The 14,934-nt window shown below is 64.2% G+C and carries 18 protein-coding genes and 1 riboswitch; of the genes, 10 read left to right on the top strand and 8 right to left on the bottom strand.

All coding sequences use genetic code 11. From position 1 onward, the window contains the following. Positions 1-131 precede the first annotated feature (131 nt). From ybgF to E4O92_RS14285, 8 genes are all read right to left on the bottom strand, one after another. On the bottom strand, positions 132-890 hold the full coding sequence (gene ybgF, locus E4O92_RS14320) for a tol-pal system protein YbgF (protein ID WP_307721748.1): 759 nt from the start codon (positions 888-890) through the stop codon (positions 132-134). Positions 891-990: 100 nt separating this feature from the next. Continuing rightward, positions 991-1,521 carry a peptidoglycan-associated lipoprotein Pal gene (gene pal / locus E4O92_RS14315; RefSeq protein WP_135190412.1) on the bottom strand — a complete coding sequence of 177 codons (531 nt, stop codon included), beginning with the start codon at positions 1,519-1,521 and terminating at the stop codon, positions 991-993. A gap of 24 nt (positions 1,522-1,545) precedes the next feature. Then, complete coding sequence (gene tolB, locus E4O92_RS14310) at positions 1,546-2,808, bottom strand: Tol-Pal system beta propeller repeat protein TolB (protein WP_135190411.1); 1,263 nt, start codon at positions 2,806-2,808, stop codon at positions 1,546-1,548. Between the two features lie 32 nt (positions 2,809-2,840). Further along, positions 2,841-3,800 (bottom strand): cell envelope integrity protein TolA, encoded by a 960-nt coding sequence (tolA, locus tag E4O92_RS14305; RefSeq protein WP_135190410.1) that lies wholly within the window; start codon positions 3,798-3,800, stop codon positions 2,841-2,843. A gap of 19 nt (positions 3,801-3,819) precedes the next feature. Further along, positions 3,820-4,251: a biopolymer transporter ExbD gene (locus E4O92_RS14300; RefSeq protein ID WP_135190409.1), complete on the bottom strand. Its 432-nt coding sequence runs from the start codon at positions 4,249-4,251 to the stop codon at positions 3,820-3,822. Between the two features lie 14 nt (positions 4,252-4,265). Continuing rightward, positions 4,266-4,952 carry a protein TolQ gene (tolQ, locus tag E4O92_RS14295; RefSeq protein ID WP_135190408.1) on the bottom strand — a complete coding sequence of 229 codons (687 nt, stop codon included), beginning with the start codon at positions 4,950-4,952 and terminating at the stop codon, positions 4,266-4,268. A gap of 26 nt (positions 4,953-4,978) precedes the next feature. After that, positions 4,979-5,383 carry a tol-pal system-associated acyl-CoA thioesterase gene (gene ybgC / locus E4O92_RS14290; protein WP_135190407.1) on the bottom strand — a complete coding sequence of 135 codons (405 nt, stop codon included), beginning with the start codon at positions 5,381-5,383 and terminating at the stop codon, positions 4,979-4,981. A 234-nt stretch (positions 5,384-5,617) separates the two neighbouring features. Next, positions 5,618-6,364 carry an SDR family NAD(P)-dependent oxidoreductase gene (locus tag E4O92_RS14285; protein WP_135190406.1) on the bottom strand — a complete coding sequence of 249 codons (747 nt, stop codon included), beginning with the start codon at positions 6,362-6,364 and terminating at the stop codon, positions 5,618-5,620. A 150-nt stretch (positions 6,365-6,514) separates the two neighbouring features. After that, positions 6,515-6,621, top strand: a riboswitch (ZMP/ZTP riboswitch). A gap of 109 nt (positions 6,622-6,730) precedes the next feature. Here E4O92_RS14285 and glyA point away from each other — a divergent pair. From glyA to E4O92_RS14235, 10 genes are all read left to right on the top strand, one after another. Further along, on the top strand, positions 6,731-7,978 hold the full coding sequence (glyA, locus tag E4O92_RS14280) for a serine hydroxymethyltransferase (RefSeq protein ID WP_135190405.1): 1,248 nt from the start codon (positions 6,731-6,733) through the stop codon (positions 7,976-7,978). A 53-nt stretch (positions 7,979-8,031) separates the two neighbouring features. Then, positions 8,032-8,490: a transcriptional regulator NrdR gene (gene nrdR / locus E4O92_RS14275; RefSeq protein ID WP_135190404.1), complete on the top strand. Its 459-nt coding sequence runs from the start codon at positions 8,032-8,034 to the stop codon at positions 8,488-8,490. Between the two features lie 238 nt (positions 8,491-8,728). Then, complete coding sequence (locus E4O92_RS14270; protein ID WP_135190403.1) at positions 8,729-9,877, top strand: GNAT family N-acetyltransferase; 1,149 nt, start codon at positions 8,729-8,731, stop codon at positions 9,875-9,877. Between the two features lie 135 nt (positions 9,878-10,012). Further along, positions 10,013-10,531, top strand: a complete 519-nt coding sequence (pilV, locus tag E4O92_RS14265) for a type IV pilus modification protein PilV (protein ID WP_229483367.1) — start codon at positions 10,013-10,015, stop codon at positions 10,529-10,531. Beyond that, a complete protein-coding gene (locus tag E4O92_RS14260; RefSeq protein WP_135190402.1) occupies positions 10,528-11,457 on the top strand; it encodes a PilW family protein in 930 nt (309 codons plus the stop codon). Before pilV ends, E4O92_RS14260 begins: the two co-directional genes overlap by 4 nt. A 3-nt stretch (positions 11,458-11,460) precedes the next feature. Beyond that, positions 11,461-12,084, top strand: coding sequence for a pilus assembly PilX family protein (locus E4O92_RS14255; RefSeq protein WP_229483365.1), 624 nt, complete (start codon positions 11,461-11,463; stop codon positions 12,082-12,084). 19 nt (positions 12,085-12,103) lie between these two features. Beyond that, positions 12,104-12,541 carry a type IV pilin protein gene (locus E4O92_RS14250; RefSeq protein ID WP_229483363.1) on the top strand — a complete coding sequence of 146 codons (438 nt, stop codon included), beginning with the start codon at positions 12,104-12,106 and terminating at the stop codon, positions 12,539-12,541. Next, positions 12,538-13,092, top strand: a complete 555-nt coding sequence (locus E4O92_RS14245; RefSeq protein ID WP_135190401.1) for a GspH/FimT family pseudopilin — start codon at positions 12,538-12,540, stop codon at positions 13,090-13,092. The genes E4O92_RS14250 and E4O92_RS14245 overlap by 4 nt, the downstream gene beginning before the upstream one ends. Positions 13,093-13,102: 10 nt before the next feature. Then, complete coding sequence (gene ribD, locus E4O92_RS14240) at positions 13,103-14,218, top strand: bifunctional diaminohydroxyphosphoribosylaminopyrimidine deaminase/5-amino-6-(5-phosphoribosylamino)uracil reductase RibD (protein WP_229483361.1); 1,116 nt, start codon at positions 13,103-13,105, stop codon at positions 14,216-14,218. Positions 14,219-14,224: 6 nt separating this feature from the next. Continuing rightward, positions 14,225-14,854, top strand: a complete 630-nt coding sequence (locus E4O92_RS14235; protein WP_135190400.1) for a riboflavin synthase — start codon at positions 14,225-14,227, stop codon at positions 14,852-14,854. The last annotated feature ends 80 nt before the right edge of the window (positions 14,855-14,934 follow it).

Here is a 14,934-nt window from a genome sequence, read left to right as displayed (position 1 = left end):
CGACCAACGGATTAAAAGTCCGCTGCTCTACCAACTGAGCTAACGACCCGAAAGAAGCGAGATTATATGGGGCGAACGCAACTCTGTCAAATGTTCACGTAGCTCGTGCGGAACTAGACCTGGGTATTTTCTTACTTCAGCTTCGCCAGGATGTCTTTTGCAGCCTGTGCGGACGACGAATCCGGGTACTCCTTGATCAGTTGCTGCAATGCCTTCTTCTGTGCCTTCTTGTCATTGAGGTCGCGGTAGCTGCTGGCGATATTGAACAGCGCGTCCGGCGCCTTGGCACTATCCCTGTAGTTGGCCACGACGACTTCCTGCGCCGCGATCGCATTCTTGAAGTCGCCCTGTGCATAATGGGCGTTGCCCAGCCAGTATTGCGCGTTGGCGGCATACGCCGAGGTCGGGAAGCGCCTGACGAAGTCCTGCAGCGCGCTGGCCGCGGCCTTGTAGTCGCCCGACTTGAACACGTCCATCGCGGCGTCGTAGGTTTTCTTTTCGCTCGGCATCACTTCCGCCTGGCGGCCGTCGATCGTCTGTTGCTGCGGCTCGAGTTTCTTCAGGCGCGCATCGAGGTCGGCGTAGAAGTCTTTCTGACGCTTTTCCGTTTGCGCGATATGGTTCGCCAGCTCTTCGATCTGGCCGCGCAGGCGCGCGATTTCGGTCATCGTCTGCTCGTGCTGGTTCAGCATGTCGAGCGCGGCAGTCTTGTCCGATTTGGTATCAATCCGGGCTTTCAGGTCACGGTCGATCGCGTCAACCTTGGCGCGCAGTTCGATGATCGCTTTGCGCGCTTCATCGTCCGAGAGGAGGCCGGCGTTCGCCTGCAGGGGCAGCCACGCGGCCAGCGCGAGGCAGGCGGCGGCGAGACGGGTCTGGGACAGTTTCATGATCTGTGGCTCTTTCAAAACCGGTTATGCAATTGGAAACGGGGCGGGATGCAGTCTGCACTGCCTCCCGCCCCGCTGTCAATCAGCCCTGTTCGGCTGATTACTGATACACGATGTCAGCGCGGCGGTTCTCAGCCCACGCTGCTTCGTTGTGGCCGTCGGCCTTCGGCTTTTCCTTGCCCAGCGAGACGGCTTCCATCTGGCCGTCCGACACGCCGAGTGCGCCCATTGCCTTGCGAACGGCTTCGGCACGCTTCTGACCCAGCGCCAGGTTGTATTCGGTGCCGCCGCGCTCGTCGGTGTTACCCTGGATCAGGATCTTGCGCTGGCCGTGCTTGGTCAGGTAGCCCGAGTGGTTCTCGACCACCGACTTGCCATCTTCACGGACGCTGTAGCTGTCGAAGTCGAAGTAGACCGAACGGTTGGCCAGCACGCCCTTCGGGTCGTTCAGCGGGTCCACCGAGCCGGTTTCCACGGGCTTGACTTCATGCCTATCGACAACCGGCTCCGGCTGCGGAGCAGCAACCGGTGCCTTTTCTTCAACCGGGGTTTCGGTAAGCTTGGTCGAGCTGCAAGCCGACAGTACGGCGGCAGCCATCGCGATGAGGGCGACACTCTTGATGTTGCGCATGGTTTTTCTCCTGGGTTAAAAAACTTACTTCATAAAGGGACCCCAGCTGGGCTCCCGAATATTTCCCGCTTGGGTGGTCAAGCGCTGCTTGACCCGTCCGTCGACCGAGACCACAGCCAGCGAGGTGCGGCCGCCGCCTTTGGTTGCATACATGATGTACTTGCCGTTAGGCGAAAAACTCGGTTCGGTGGCCCCGTCTGCCAGGCGCAGCTCCTGGCCGCTGGCCAGGTCCATCGCGTACAGCGAGAAATTGCCGTCGCGCTGAGAGATCCAGGCAAGCGTCTTGCCGTCGGGAGAAATGCGCGGGCTGATGTTGTAGCTGCCGGTGAACGTCACGCGGGTGGCGTTGCCGCCCGCTGCACTCATCTTGTAAATTTGCGGGCCGCCGCTGCGGTCACTGGTGAAGTAAAGGGTCTGGCCATCCGGCGCCCATTGCGGCTCGGTCTCGATGCCGAAGGTGTTGGTCACACGGCGCAGGCCGCTGCCGTCGGCGCCCACCACGTACACCTGGGTGGGGCCGTCCTTCGACAGGGCCACCGCCAGCTTGGTGCCGTCAGGCGACCAGGACGGCGCCGAGTTGTTGCCTTTCTGGTTGGCGACGACACGGCGCTGGCCGGTGATCAGGTCCTGGACGTAGACGACCGGCTTTTTCTGCTCGAACGACACGTACGCGACCTTGGTGCCGTCCGGCGCCCACGACGGCGAGATGATCGGTTCGTTCGAGCGCACGGCCACGTTCACGCCTGCGCCGTCGGCATCGGCCACTTCCAGGCGGTAATCCCGGGCGGCGCGGTTCTCGTTAACATAGGCAACGCGGGTCGCGAAGACGCCGCGCACGCCGATCAGCTTCTCGTAGACGTCGTCGGCAATGCGGTGCGCCTGCAGGCGGGTGTATTTCGACTGGACGGCGTCGGACATGGACGACAGTTCGGACTGCTTGACGGTGTCGAGCAGCTTGTAGCGCACCGCGAACCGGCCGTCGGCCATCCGCTCGACGCTGCCGATCACCAGCGCGTCGGCGCCGCTGGACTTCCAGGCGCCGTAGTCGATGCTGGCCTTTTCGCTGATCGGCTGGCGCGCATCGATGACTTTGAACACGCCGCTGCGCTCGAGGTCGGCGCGGATGATGGCCGACACCTGTTCCGGCGCCACCGATTCGTCGGCGAACGCGGCCACCGCGACCGGGATCTGGTTGCTGCCTACGCCTGCGATTTCGACGCGCAGTTGGGCCTGGGCGGTGCCCATCAGCAGGGAAGCACTGAACAGTAGGTAATGTAATTTCTTCATGTGGCTCTCAGCTAGGGTTCAGGGGTTCGCGGTCAGGTGACGTCTTTCATCTTGAATTCGATCACTAGCGAACGCTCTACCGTACCATCTTTCTTCTTGGGTAGTGGTGACGCCTTGTTAATTCCTTTTTCCACAGCATCGTCGAAGATCGGATTGCCGCTGCTGCGGGTCTTTCTGACCGAAATGATCTCGCCGGTTGGCAACTGTTCAACGCGGAACTCGACGCTCGGATTGCCGGGCACGTCGGTGCTGCCGCCGTAGTACGTATTGCTCTTGACCTTGGCGGTGATCGCGGCCACATAGCTGCTGTCCGCATGCGGCGCGCTCGACTTCGCAGCGGTGCCGGTGCCGCCGCTGCCGGCGGCGGCCATCATGCGCTGCAGGTCTTCCTTGCGCAGCTGCTCGCGCTTGGCGGCTTCCGCCGCTTCGTGCTTGGCCTTGGCGAGTTTCTCGGCCTTTTCCTTTTTCTCGGCTTCCTTCTTGGCAAGTTCGTCGGCCTTCTTCTTGTCAGCCTCTTTCTTTGCCAGTTCCTCAGCCTTCTTCTTCTCAAGCTTCGCCAGTTCCTCGGCTTTCTTTTTCTCGGCTTCCTTCTTCGCCAGTTCCTTCAGCCGCGCGTCCTCGCGTGCCTTTTCCTCGGCGAGCTCGCGCTCTTTCCTCAGCTTCTCTTCCTTGCGCTTTTTCTCCAGCTCAAGGGCGATGTCGGGCTGTTCGGCCGGCTTTTCGACCGGCTGTTCCACCACTTTCGGCGGCGGCGTGCTCGCCGGTTCCGGCTCGGGCTCGGCTTCCCGCGGCGGCGGAATCGGGGCGGCGGCCTCGGCCTTCATGTCCCAGACTTCGGCCTCGACCGCGACCGGCACATGGTTATGCCAGCTGATGCCGATCCACAAGAACGCCAACAGCACGGCGTGCACCGCCACGGCCAGCAGGATCGCTGGCAGGCGGCTCGGTTCTGGCGGCACCCGGTAGGGCGTGCCGGCGTGGGCGTGCTTCATTGCTGGCATTGCTTCTTGTTCACTTCGTGGCAAGGCCGACCCGGCTGATGCCCATCTTCTTTGCTTCCGAGATCAGCTGGATCACGTCATCGTACTTACTGTCGCGGTCGCCTGCAATCATGACCGGGTAGTCCGGATGTTCCTCATGCAGCGCGGCCAGGCGCTGCAGCAGGGCGCTGCGGTCGGCCACGTCTTCGCTCGCGACGCGCGCCTTGCCGCCCACGCCGATCGACAGCGCGGCATTGGGCTTGAGCTCGACCTTGATGTAGGTATCCGGCGGCAATGCCGATTTCTCGGCCTTGGGCAGGTTGACCACGCTCGGGGTCTCGTTTGCCGGGACCGCCATGAAAATAATGAGCAGCACCAGCATCACGTCGATGTACGGCACGACGTTGATCTCGGACTTTAATTTGCGGCGGCGTCCGCTGCGCAGGCTGCTGGAAAAGGCCATCTCGTTCCCCCGGCTTAGCGCGACTGGCGCTGCAGGATGTTCGAGAATTCCTCGACGAAGGTCTCGAAACGGATCGCGAGGCGGTCGATGTCGTGCGTGAAACGGTTGTAGGCGACCACAGCCGGAATCGCGGCGAACAGGCCGATCGCGGTGGCGATCAGGGCCTCGGCGATGCCGGGCGCGACCACGGCCAGGGTCGCCTGCTGCACGCTGGCCAGACCGCGGAACGCGTTCATGATGCCCCACACGGTACCCAGCAGGCCGATGTAGGGCGACACCGAGCCGACCGAGGCCAGGAAGTTCAGGTGCAGGTCGAGCGCATCCATTTCACGCTGGAAAGCGGCGCGCATGGCGCGGCGTGCGCCGTCGAGCACGGAGTTGACGTCCAGCGCATCGCGCGAAGCGGCCTGCTTGCCCTTGATGAACTCGCCCATGCCGGCTTCGAAGATGCGCGCCAGGGCGCCGCTCTGGTCGCGCTGGCTGGCAGTGCTCTGGTGCAGCGTGTGCAGGTTGCCGCCGGCCCAGAAGCTGCGCTCGAACTGCTCGGTCTGGGCACGCGCGGAGCGGATCGTGAACAGCTTGCGGAAGATGTAGGTCCAGCTGAACAGCGAAAGCAGGAACAGCATGAGCATGATCAGTTGCACCAGCACGTGGGCGTTCGAGATCAGGGCGACGAAGGAGAGGTCTTGTGCTGCGTTCATCAGGTGTGTTTGCTCAATAAGAATTATCAGGCGGCGCGCATTTTAGCAGCGGTGTCATCGGGTAGGGAACGGGGGCGCATGGTGCCCACGTCGATGCAGCCAACCTTGACGCTGGCGCTGGTCAGCAACTGGTCGCCGCGCCAGGCTTGCTGGGCGAACTGGACCGATGCGCGGCCGAGCTTTTCGATGGTCAGGGTGAGCGTGAGTTCGTCGTCCAGGCGGGCGGGCGCGAGGTATTCGATGCGGGCGCTCCTGACGACGAAGGCCGCGCCTTGCTGCTCCAACAATTCCTGCTGGCCAATACCGGCGGCGCGCAGCCATTCGGTGCGGGCGCGTTCGAAAAACTTCAGGTAATTGGCGTAAAAAACGATGCCGCCGGCGTCAGTGTCCTCGTAGTAGACCCGGGCCGCCCAGGTAAAAACTGAAGGCATTTCAATTGCCATAAATGAGTAGAAGAAACATTTTACGCCATTTACCGGACGATATGTACGCTAGCGCACATCCGCAGGCGGGAATGGCGGGTAGCCCTCATGGCTGGGCTAGCAACGCCGGCGGTAGTAGACGCTGAGGCCGCCGGCATAGCCAAGGACTGTAACACTTTCTCACGCACAGTGTCGCGTTGTTACAAACCATAACAAATCTGACACTGGCGAGAACCTGGGGGATCAGGCGCGGCGGATGTTGAGCGGGCCGAAGCCCTGGCAGGTGGGCATCATCTCGATCAGGTTGATGTTGACGTGGGGCGGCAGCGTGGCGATCCAGTAGCAGGTGTCGGCAATGTCCTTGGCCGTGAGCGGCGTGGTGCCTTCGTAGACCTTGGCCGCGGCCGCGTCGTCGCCCTTGAGGCGCACGTTCGAAAACTCGGTACCGCCGCACAGCCCGGGCGCCAGGTTGGTCGCGCGCACGCCGGTGCCCACCAGGTCCGCGCGCAGGTTCAGGGTGAACTGCTCGACGAAGGCCTTGGTTGCGCCGTAGACGTTGCCGCCGGGGTAGGGGTAGGCGCCGGCCACCGAGCCCAGGTTGATGATCAGGCCGCTGCCGCGCTCGACCATCGCCGGCAGCAGCGCGTGGGTCATCGTCACCAGTCCCTTGCAGTTGGTGTCGATCATCGTTTCCCAGTCCGCCAGCGGGACCTGGTGCGCCGGCAGGGTGTTCAGCGCCAGCCCGGCGTTATTGATCAGTACGTCGATCTGGCGCCAGGACTGGGGCAGCATCGACAGCGCCTCATCGATCGACTCCTTGCTCGCGACGTCCATCTCGACCGGCAGCGCCGATTCGCCCAGTTCCCTGGCCAGCGCATCGAGCCGGTCCATGCGGCGCGCCGCCATCACTACCTGGTGCCCGTGCTTGACGAAGGTGCGCGCCATTTCGGCGCCGAATCCGGCCGAGGCGCCGGTGACGAATACGATCATGATGTGTTCCTGATGGATGATTAAAGCTGCAAGAAAGCTGCAAGATTGTAGCCGAATTGACCACGGCGTCGCTTTCTCCCAAAGGCTTGCAATCGCGACAGCCCTTTCCTTGCCCTAATCAGCCGCCTGACTTACAATCATTGGTCCATTTGCGTCTCACGTAACTGGCGAAAAGCCGCGTCCACTCGGGCCGCAGCGAAGGTGGAAACCCACCGGGGAACGTGAGATATCATCCGCCGTTCGCCTGGGCAGCCACCGATGGGTTAGTTGTGTCGCGGCCGCTTTGCCGTGCCAAGCTCTGATTCGGCCTTGGCGGTCCATTCAACCCTCCTGTTGTCTGGTTTCTTATCGATTGGAGTTTTTTTCATGTTTGCAAAAGATCACACGCTCGCCAATGTTGACCCGGAACTGTGGGACGCAATTCAAAAGGAAAATGTTCGCCAGCAGGACCACATCGAGCTGATCGCTTCGGAAAACTATACCTCGCCGGCTGTGATGCAGGCGCAGGGCTCGCAGTTGACCAACAAGTACGCGGAAGGCTACCCGGGCAAGCGCTACTACGGCGGTTGCGAATACGTGGACATCGTCGAGCAGCTCGCGATCGACCGCCTCAAGGAGCTGTTCGGCGCCCAAGCGGCCAACGTGCAGCCGAACTCGGGCTCGCAGGCCAACCAGGGCGTGTTCTTCGCGATGCTCAAGCCGGGCGACACGATCATGGGCATGTCGCTGGCTGAAGGCGGCCACCTGACCCACGGCATGCAGTTGAATATGTCGGGCAAATGGTTCAACGTGGTGTCGTACGGCCTGAACGAGCAGGAAGACATCGATTACGAGCAGATGGAACGCCTGGCGCGCGAGCACAAGCCCAAGCTGATCATCGCCGGCGCCTCCGCTTTCGCGCTGCGCATCGACTTCGAGCGCTTCGCCCGTATCGCCAAGGAAATCGGCGCCTACTTCATGGTCGACATGGCGCACTACGCAGGCCTGATCGCCGCCGGCGAATACCCGAACCCGGTGCCGCACGCCGACTTCGTCACCTCGACCACCCACAAGTCGCTGCGCGGTCCGCGCGGCGGCATCATCCTGATGAAGGCCGAGCACGAGAAGGCGATCAATTCGGCGATCTTCCCGGGCATCCAGGGCGGTCCGCTGATGCACGTGATCGCTGGCAAGGCCGTCGCGTTCAAGGAAGCGCTGTCGCCGGAGTTCAAGGAATACCAGCAGCAGGTGGTGAAGAACGCCAAGGCGCTGGCCGAGACCCTGATCGAGCGCGGCCTGCGGATCGTCTCTGGCCGCACCGAATCGCACGTGATGCTGGTCGACCTGCGTCCGAAGGGCCTGACCGGCAAGGAAGCCGAGGCGATCCTGGGCCGCGCCCACATGACCTGCAATAAGAACGGCATTCCGAACGACCCGCAAAAGCCTTTCGTCACCTCGGGCATCCGCCTGGGCAGCCCGGCGTTCACCACCCGCGGCTTCAAGGAAGAAGACGCGGTCAAGGTAGGCCACCTGATCGCCGACGTGCTGGACAACCCGCACGACGAAGCGACCATCGAGCGCGTCAAGCTCGAGGTCAAGAAGCTGACCGACAAGTACCCGGTCTACGCTTCGTAACAACGCACCCCCGGGCCGCTGATGCGGCCCATTTTTAAGCAGCCCCGGCGCCCATGAAATGTCCCTTCTGCCAGAGTGAAGATACCCAGGTCCTCGATACGCGCGTATCGGAGGAGGGCGATGCCATCCGGCGCCGGCGCCGCTGTTCGCATTGCGACAAGCGCTTCACCACCTACGAACGCATCGAGCTGTCGATGCCGATCATCGTCAAGAAGAACGGCAGCCGCACCGAGTTCGAGTCGTCCAAGCTGCGCGGGAGCCTGAAGCTTGCGCTGCGCAAGCGTCCCGTGTCCGCCGAGGCGCTCGACCACGCGATCGCGTCGATCGAGGAAAAGTTGCTCAACAGCGGGCGGCGCGAGGTCGATACCGGTTACGTCGGCGAGCTGGTGATGGCTGAACTGAAGCGCCTGGACAAGATCGCCTACATCCGCTTCGCTTCGGTCTACAAGAATTTCGAGGACCTCTCCGAGTTTCAGCAGGCAATCGCCGAAGTCGGCCAGCCGCGCAAATAATCCCTTCCCGTGCGCCCTCGCACGCTTGAGGCACCGCATGCCTCCTTTGAGCTCGCCTGATAACTTTCGGAGCCAGAGCAAGGCCGGCGCTCGCCCTCACAGCCTGCTCCGTCGTTCCCGCGCAGGCGGGAACCCATAGACAGCGTGCCAGATCGGCTCAGTATGGGCCCCCGCCTTCGCGGGGGCGACGGTTAGCCAGCCATGCTCGTTTTGAAACGACCTCCAAGGAGGCAAGCCGATGCACTTTCCGAGAGGGCAGGCCCTGGAAACGCAATGCGAGGCGCAGGTCGCTGCGATCGCCGCCGCCGGGCCGCAGATCGAGTTCTATGACAACGAGGTGCCAGCCTTCGTCGAGGCCGAGCTTGAACGGCTGTACGAATGCGTGATGACGACCGTGGCGCGCTTTGCCATCTACGAGGCCGCACCGCACGCCAGCACCTATGTGGTGCGCGAGGCTGGGCGCATCACAACCTTGTTCCTGTTTCGGCGCGAGGGCAGCCGGGTCCAGGTCTATAACGAGCAAATGCCGGTCGCGGCGCAGGACATCAATCGCTTTGCCGACGCCGTGTTTGCGCGCTACCGCAAGGTGCGGCTGATTTCGTTCTACGCCATCAGCACCAAGGCGGACGCGATCCGTTATCCCTTGCAGCTGGTCGAGTGCCTGGAAGACATCCGAATGCCGCTGCCAGCGTCGGGCGAGGCGTACATGACCAGCCTGGGCAAGAATACACGTGCCGCCATGCGGCGTGCGCTTCGGCAGATACAAAACGACCATCCATCGTTCCGGGTGCAGGCATTCGAGCGTGGCGAGGCAAGCGAACAACTTGTCCGGCAGATCATCGCCTTCAACCGGTCGCGGATGACCGAGAAAGGGCAGGTCTCCTGCCACACCGAGCAGGACGTGGAACGGCTGTTGCGGCTGGTTCAGAAATACGGCGTCGTCGTCGCCGCCACGATCGAGTCGCGCATCTGCGGCGGCGCCATCAGCTTCCGGGTCGGTTCCACCTACCACCTGTACGTGCTGGCGCACGATTCGCGCTATAACGCCTACCAGCTTGGCAAGCTGTGCTGCTACTTCAGCGTCTGCGATGCGATCGAGCGCGGCGACCGGCAATACCATTTCGGCTGGGGGCGTTACGACTACAAGTTCAAGCTGCTGGGGCGGATGACCGTGCTGCACCGCGTGGACCTCTATCGTTCCCGGCTGCAGATGATGGCCGGCGCGGCGCGCGTCGCGCAGGTTGCCGCCGGCGCGATGAGGCGCAGGTTCAAGCAGCGAATCGCCGATGCTGAACTTGGCGAAAGCCCTGCCGATCGCTGGATTCTCAATACCGCGCAGGCGCTTCGCGCGCCCAGACAACTGCTGGCACGCATGCGCGGGCGCTGACCTGGTGCACCAAACGGGGCCGGTTTGCCAAGGGCGCACGGTTGAGCGCGCTCATGGCTGGGCTTGGCGCCACTGATAACTTCTCACTCCACGCGAGTGGCCACGCCGGTCGCTCATTCGATCCATGGAGGGGCGGTGCGTTCGGTTCTGGTTGGCGGATTCACGCTGGTGGAGGTGCTGGTGGCCATGCTCGTGCTTGCGGTCGGCATCGTCGGCGCGAGCAGCGCGCAAATGGCCGCGCAGCGCACGCGCCACCAGTCCGCGTTGATGTCGGCGGCAGTGCATTTGGCGGCCAGTCTTGTCGAACGCATGCGCGCCAATCCCGTCGCGATGGCGCTCGGGGACGCCGACAATCCCTACCTCATCGAGTATGACGCCGCTGCCGACGGCCCCCCGGCCCCGGCCTCCTGCTATGGCGACGCCGATTGCAGTCCTGGCGAAATCGCACAGGCGGACCTGTACGAAGTGCGCGAAGCGCTGCGTACCGGCTTTCCGAACGGGCGCATAGTGGTCTGCCGCGATGCCCGAACCAAGCTGGCGTGGGAATGCCAGGGCGCGGCTGGCGCGCCGCTGGTTGTCAAGCTGGGCTGGCGCGGCAACACGGGTGTGGACGCGCCGATCGTCGCGCTGGTCGTGCCGGGAGTGGCCGGATGAGCCTTGCCGCTTGCCACCAGCGCGGGGCAACGCTGGCCGAGCTGCTGGTTGCGATGGCCATCGGCCTGTTCGTGCTGCTTGCCGCCGGTTCCCTGCTCGTGACGGCCAACCGCGCGTTCGCGGCGCAAGCTCACGCAGCGGCGCTGGAGGACGGCGGCAGGTTTGCGCTTGACCTGATCGGCCGCGCGCTGCGCCAGGCCGCGTATGTGGACTGGGATCTTGACGCGGGGCCGGACGATACCGCGCCGGCGAGGCTGGCGGGGCTGGACAGCAAGACGGTCAGCAAATCGGGGCATGGCATCGCCGATCCGCTGCCGGTGGCGGTCAATGGCAGCGACGTACTGGCGGTGCGCTTCAGCGGCGCCGGACCGGGCCAGCATGGCGACGGCAGCGTGACCAGCTGCGCTGGCTTTTCCGTCGGCGCCGGTGACGAGGGCTGGAGCGTGTTTTACGTAGCGCGCAACGCGCAGGGCGAGCCTGAGCTGCGCTGCAAGTACCGTGGCGCGAGCGGCTGGAACGCGGACGCGGTGGTGAGCGGCGTGGACGGCTTCCAGGTGCTCTACGGCGTGGATACGGATTCGCCACCGGATGGCGTGCCGAATCGCTACGTCAACGCGAGCGCCATCGACGCACTCGACGCGGATCTGGTGCCGGAGGGTGCAACCGAGACCGCGCGCGAACAGGACAGGCAGCGGCGCACGTACTGGAAGCGCGTGGTGAGCGTGAAGGTCGCGTTGCTGCTGCATGCGGGCCAGCCGGGGCTTGGCAAGGCAGGCAACGCCACATTCAGGCTGTTCGGCAGCGCGTATGACGCGCACGCCGGAAGCGACCCGGGATCGCAACTGGCCGAGGCCGCGCTGGCGACGGATGGGCAGGCGCGCGAACGCAGGCTGTTCACCACCACTGTGTTCCTGCGGCAGAGGTGACCCGTGCGGCGGCTCCATGAAAACGGCGCGGCGCTCGTCACCGCGCTGGTCCTGATGCTGGCGGTGCTGATGGCCGGGGTCTGCGCGGCGCGCACCGCGCTCAACGCGGAAAAGTCCGCACGCGCCGAACGCGATCGCCACATCGCCCTGCAGGCGGCCGAAGCAGCCTTGACGGACGCGGAGCGAGATATTGGCGGCGGCCTTGACCCCGCCTCGTCGCGGGCCGCCGCGCTTGCATCCGGCAGCGCTGCGGCCTTCGCCCCCGGCTGCGGCCGGACCAGCTTCGACCTCGGACTATGCCAGGCGGCGGACGGGCATGCGCATCCTGCATGGCATGCCGTCGATCTGGCCGGCGACTTCGCTGTCCCGTACGGCCGCTTCACCGGTGCCGCGATGCCAACGGGCACGGGCCTGCTACCGGCCCGGCGGCCGGCCTACATCATCGAGTTGCTGCCGCCTGCATCCGGTCAACCGTCCGGCAGCGTCTACCGCATCACCGCAATCGGCTTCGGCACCCGCGCTTCCACCCAGGTGGTGCTGCAGTCCTGGTACAGGCTGCCCAGGCAGCGCATTGGCTGGCGCGAAGTGGCCAACTGGCCGGAACTGCACCAGGCCGCGATTGAATGACAAAACAAGGGAGGAATCGATGAAGGGCTTTACGATGATCGAACTGATGATAGTAGTGGTAATCATGGGCATACTGGCCGCACTGGCTTATCCCAGTTATGCGCACCATATCACCAAGACCAAGCGCGTCGAGGCCCAGGTCGCGATGATCGAAGCGCTGCAGCAGGAGGAACGCCACTATGCGCAGCACAATACCTACGTGGCGTTTTCGAAGGCGCAGATGCCGGACGAACCGGGCATGAAGTGGTGGTCGGGACCGAACGCCCGCTCCAGCGCCTACGAACTCGATGCCCGGGCGTGCCCAGACCGTAAGATCAGCGAATGCGTTCAGGTGCGTGCGCGGCCCGGTACCGCCAATGTCGACGCACGCTTTGCCGAGCCTGAATGCGGCACCCTGACGCTCAGCAGCGCCGGCCAGCAAGGCGCCAGCGGACAGGGATCGCACTGCTGGCCATGACGGCCCGGCCCCGCGGCTTTTCGTTCGTCGAGTTAATGATCGTGCTGGCGGTGGGCGCCGTGGCGCTGGCGATTGCGGCCCCGGCCATGCGCGACCTGATTTACGGCCTGCAGCTCAAAGCCGCCGTCAACGACCTGTTCAGCGCGATCGAACTGACGCGTTCCCAGGCCATGGGGCGCAACGGCAGGGTGATGCTGCGGCCCGCCGATCCGCTGGGGGTCGACTGGACGCGCGGCTGGACCGTCTTCGTCGACCGGGATCGCGACCGCAAACCCGGTCCCCAGGATGAGATCATCGCCGTGCACGGACCACTGGCCGAAGGGATCACTGTCCGCTTTGCCTTCACGAGCCCTGCAGCGCCGTATTACATCGCCTACAATGGCGCTGGAAGAAGCTGCAGCGACACCAGCAGCGCGCAGGCGCGCTTGGGGACGCTCTCGCTGTTCCAGGGGCGGCACACGCGCCGTATTAAAATCAACATGCTGGGCCGGGCGCGCGTGTGCGATCCCGCGCGCGACGCCGGTTGTGACGGTGCCGAGGCGCCGCCATGACAGCCACACAATGAACACCAACGTGCAGATCCACACCGACATCGAAGGCATGGCGCTGGCCCTGGAATGGGCAGCCAAAGGCATGTACATCACGACGCCCAACCCGCGCATCGGTTGCGTGATCGTGAAGGACGGCGTCGTCATTGGCGCTGGCCATACCCAGCCCGCTGGCCAGGCGCATGCCGAGATCCAGGCGCTGCGCGACGCCGCCGAGCGCGGCAACGACGTGCGCGGCGCCACCGCCTACGTCACGCTGGAGCCATGCAGCCACCACGGACGCACCCCGCCATGCTCTAACGCGCTGGTTGAGGCTGGGCTCGGACGCGTGGTGGCGGCGATGACTGACCCCAATCCGCTGGTGGCCGGACGCGGCCTGGCGCAGCTGGAGGCGGCCGGCATTGCCGTCACGTCCGGCGTGCTGCCAGAGGAAGCGTACGAACTGAACATAGGCTTTTTCTCGCGCATGCGTCGCGGGCGTCCATGGGTGCGCCTGAAGAGCGCGGCCAGCCTGGACGGCGTGACGGCCCTCGCGAGCGGCGAAAGCCAGTGGATCACCGGACCGCAAGCGCGCCAGGACGGCCACGCGTGGCGCGCGCGAGCCTGCGCCATTTTGACGGGAATCGGCACCGTCAAGACCGACGACCCGCAACTGACAGTGCGCGGCATCGACACGCCGCGTCAGCCGCGCCGGGTGATTGTCGACAGCAAGCTCGAAATATCCCTCGACGCGAAGATCCTGCAGGGCGAGCCGTGCTGGATCGTGACCGCGGTCCCGAATGCGGAAAAAGAAGCGCGGCTGCGCGCGGCCGGGCACGACCTGATCAATCTGCCCAACCCCGCCGGCAAGGTCGACCTGCCGGCGCTGATGCAGGAACTGGGCCGGCGCGAGATCAATGAGCTGCACGTGGAAGCCGGCGCCAAGCTGAACGCATCGCTGGTGCGCGAAGGCTGCGTCGACGAACTGCTGGTGTACCTGGCGCCGTGCCTGATCGGCGCGGGGCAGGGCATGTTCGCGCTGCCGCCTTTGGCGAAACTGGCGGACAGGCAGAAGTTGGCTTTTCACGAATTCAAACAGGTTGGCGCCGACGTGCGCATCCTGGCCAGATTTATCAAACCGGAGGAATAAGGCTTTATGTTTACTGGAATCGTCGCTGCCGTAGGCACTATCAAATCGGTCACGCCCCAGGCCGACGGGCTGGAGGCGGGCGTAATCCTCGATATCGACGCTGGCGCGCTGTCGCTGGCGGACGTGGCGCTGGGCGACTCGATCGCCATCAATGGCGCATGCATGACGGTAGTGGCAAAGACCGAGCGCTCGTTCACGGTCGACGTTTCGCGCGAGAGCCTGAACCGCACGGCTGGCCTGGCCGAGCCGGGCCAGGTGAACCTGGAAAAGGCGCTGACGCTGGCCGAACGCCTGGGCGGGCACCTGGTGTCGGGACACGTCGACGGGCTGGGCGAAGTGCACAGCTTCGAGCCGGTTGGCGAGTCGTTCGAACTGGTGATCGACGCGCCGGCGGAGCTGGCCAAATTCCTCGCCTACAAAGGCTCGGTGGTTGTGAACGGTGTGTCGCTGACCGTCAACCGGGTCGAGGACATCGAGGCGGATGGACGCAAGGTATGCCGCTTCTCGATCAACCTGATCCCGCACACGCTCGAAGTCACCACCCTCAAGCACCTGCGCGCCGGCGCCAAGGTCAACCTCGAGATCGACCTGATCGCGCGTTACGTCGAGCGCATGCTGTCGGCCGCGAAGGCCTGACCGGATTCGCGTATGTTGCACATCGTAGGGTGCGCACCTGTGCGCACGCGGTTCGCGAACGTAGCGAAGTGAAGTTGCGG

The organism is Massilia horti, from assembly GCF_004614195.1.
GTDB lineage: Bacteria > Pseudomonadota > Gammaproteobacteria > Burkholderiales > Burkholderiaceae_D > Telluria > Telluria horti.
The sequence above is the reverse complement of the archived record's forward strand: the minus strand, read 5'-3'. Positions and strand labels throughout refer to the sequence as shown.

Excerpts from the sequence above, each read along its gene's own strand:
- E4O92_RS14235 (WP_135190400.1), top strand. The coding sequence starts at position 14,225 with ATGTTTACTGGAATCGTCGCTGCCGTAGGCACTATCAAATCGGTCACG.
- tolQ (WP_135190408.1), bottom strand. The coding sequence starts at position 4,952 with ATGAACGCAGCACAAGACCTCTCCTTCGTCGCCCTGATCTCGAACGCC.
- nrdR (WP_135190404.1), top strand. The coding sequence starts at position 8,032 with ATGAAATGTCCCTTCTGCCAGAGTGAAGATACCCAGGTCCTCGATACG.
- ribD (WP_229483361.1), top strand. The coding sequence starts at position 13,103 with ATGAACACCAACGTGCAGATCCACACCGACATCGAAGGCATGGCGCTG.
- E4O92_RS14245 (WP_135190401.1), top strand. The coding sequence starts at position 12,538 with ATGACGGCCCGGCCCCGCGGCTTTTCGTTCGTCGAGTTAATGATCGTG.
- tolB (WP_135190411.1), bottom strand. The coding sequence starts at position 2,808 with ATGAAGAAATTACATTACCTACTGTTCAGTGCTTCCCTGCTGATGGGC.
- E4O92_RS14260 (WP_135190402.1), top strand. The coding sequence starts at position 10,528 with ATGAGCCTTGCCGCTTGCCACCAGCGCGGGGCAACGCTGGCCGAGCTG.
- E4O92_RS14300 (WP_135190409.1), bottom strand. The coding sequence starts at position 4,251 with ATGGCCTTTTCCAGCAGCCTGCGCAGCGGACGCCGCCGCAAATTAAAG.
- glyA (WP_135190405.1), top strand. The coding sequence starts at position 6,731 with ATGTTTGCAAAAGATCACACGCTCGCCAATGTTGACCCGGAACTGTGG.
- E4O92_RS14270 (WP_135190403.1), top strand. The coding sequence starts at position 8,729 with ATGCACTTTCCGAGAGGGCAGGCCCTGGAAACGCAATGCGAGGCGCAG.
- ybgC (WP_135190407.1), bottom strand. The coding sequence starts at position 5,383 with ATGCCTTCAGTTTTTACCTGGGCGGCCCGGGTCTACTACGAGGACACT.
- ybgF (WP_307721748.1), bottom strand. The coding sequence starts at position 890 with ATGAAACTGTCCCAGACCCGTCTCGCCGCCGCCTGCCTCGCGCTGGCC.
- E4O92_RS14250 (WP_229483363.1), top strand. The coding sequence starts at position 12,104 with ATGAAGGGCTTTACGATGATCGAACTGATGATAGTAGTGGTAATCATG.
- E4O92_RS14285 (WP_135190406.1), bottom strand. The coding sequence starts at position 6,364 with ATGATCGTATTCGTCACCGGCGCCTCGGCCGGATTCGGCGCCGAAATG.
- pal (WP_135190412.1), bottom strand. The coding sequence starts at position 1,521 with ATGCGCAACATCAAGAGTGTCGCCCTCATCGCGATGGCTGCCGCCGTA.
- tolA (WP_135190410.1), bottom strand. The coding sequence starts at position 3,800 with ATGAAGCACGCCCACGCCGGCACGCCCTACCGGGTGCCGCCAGAACCG.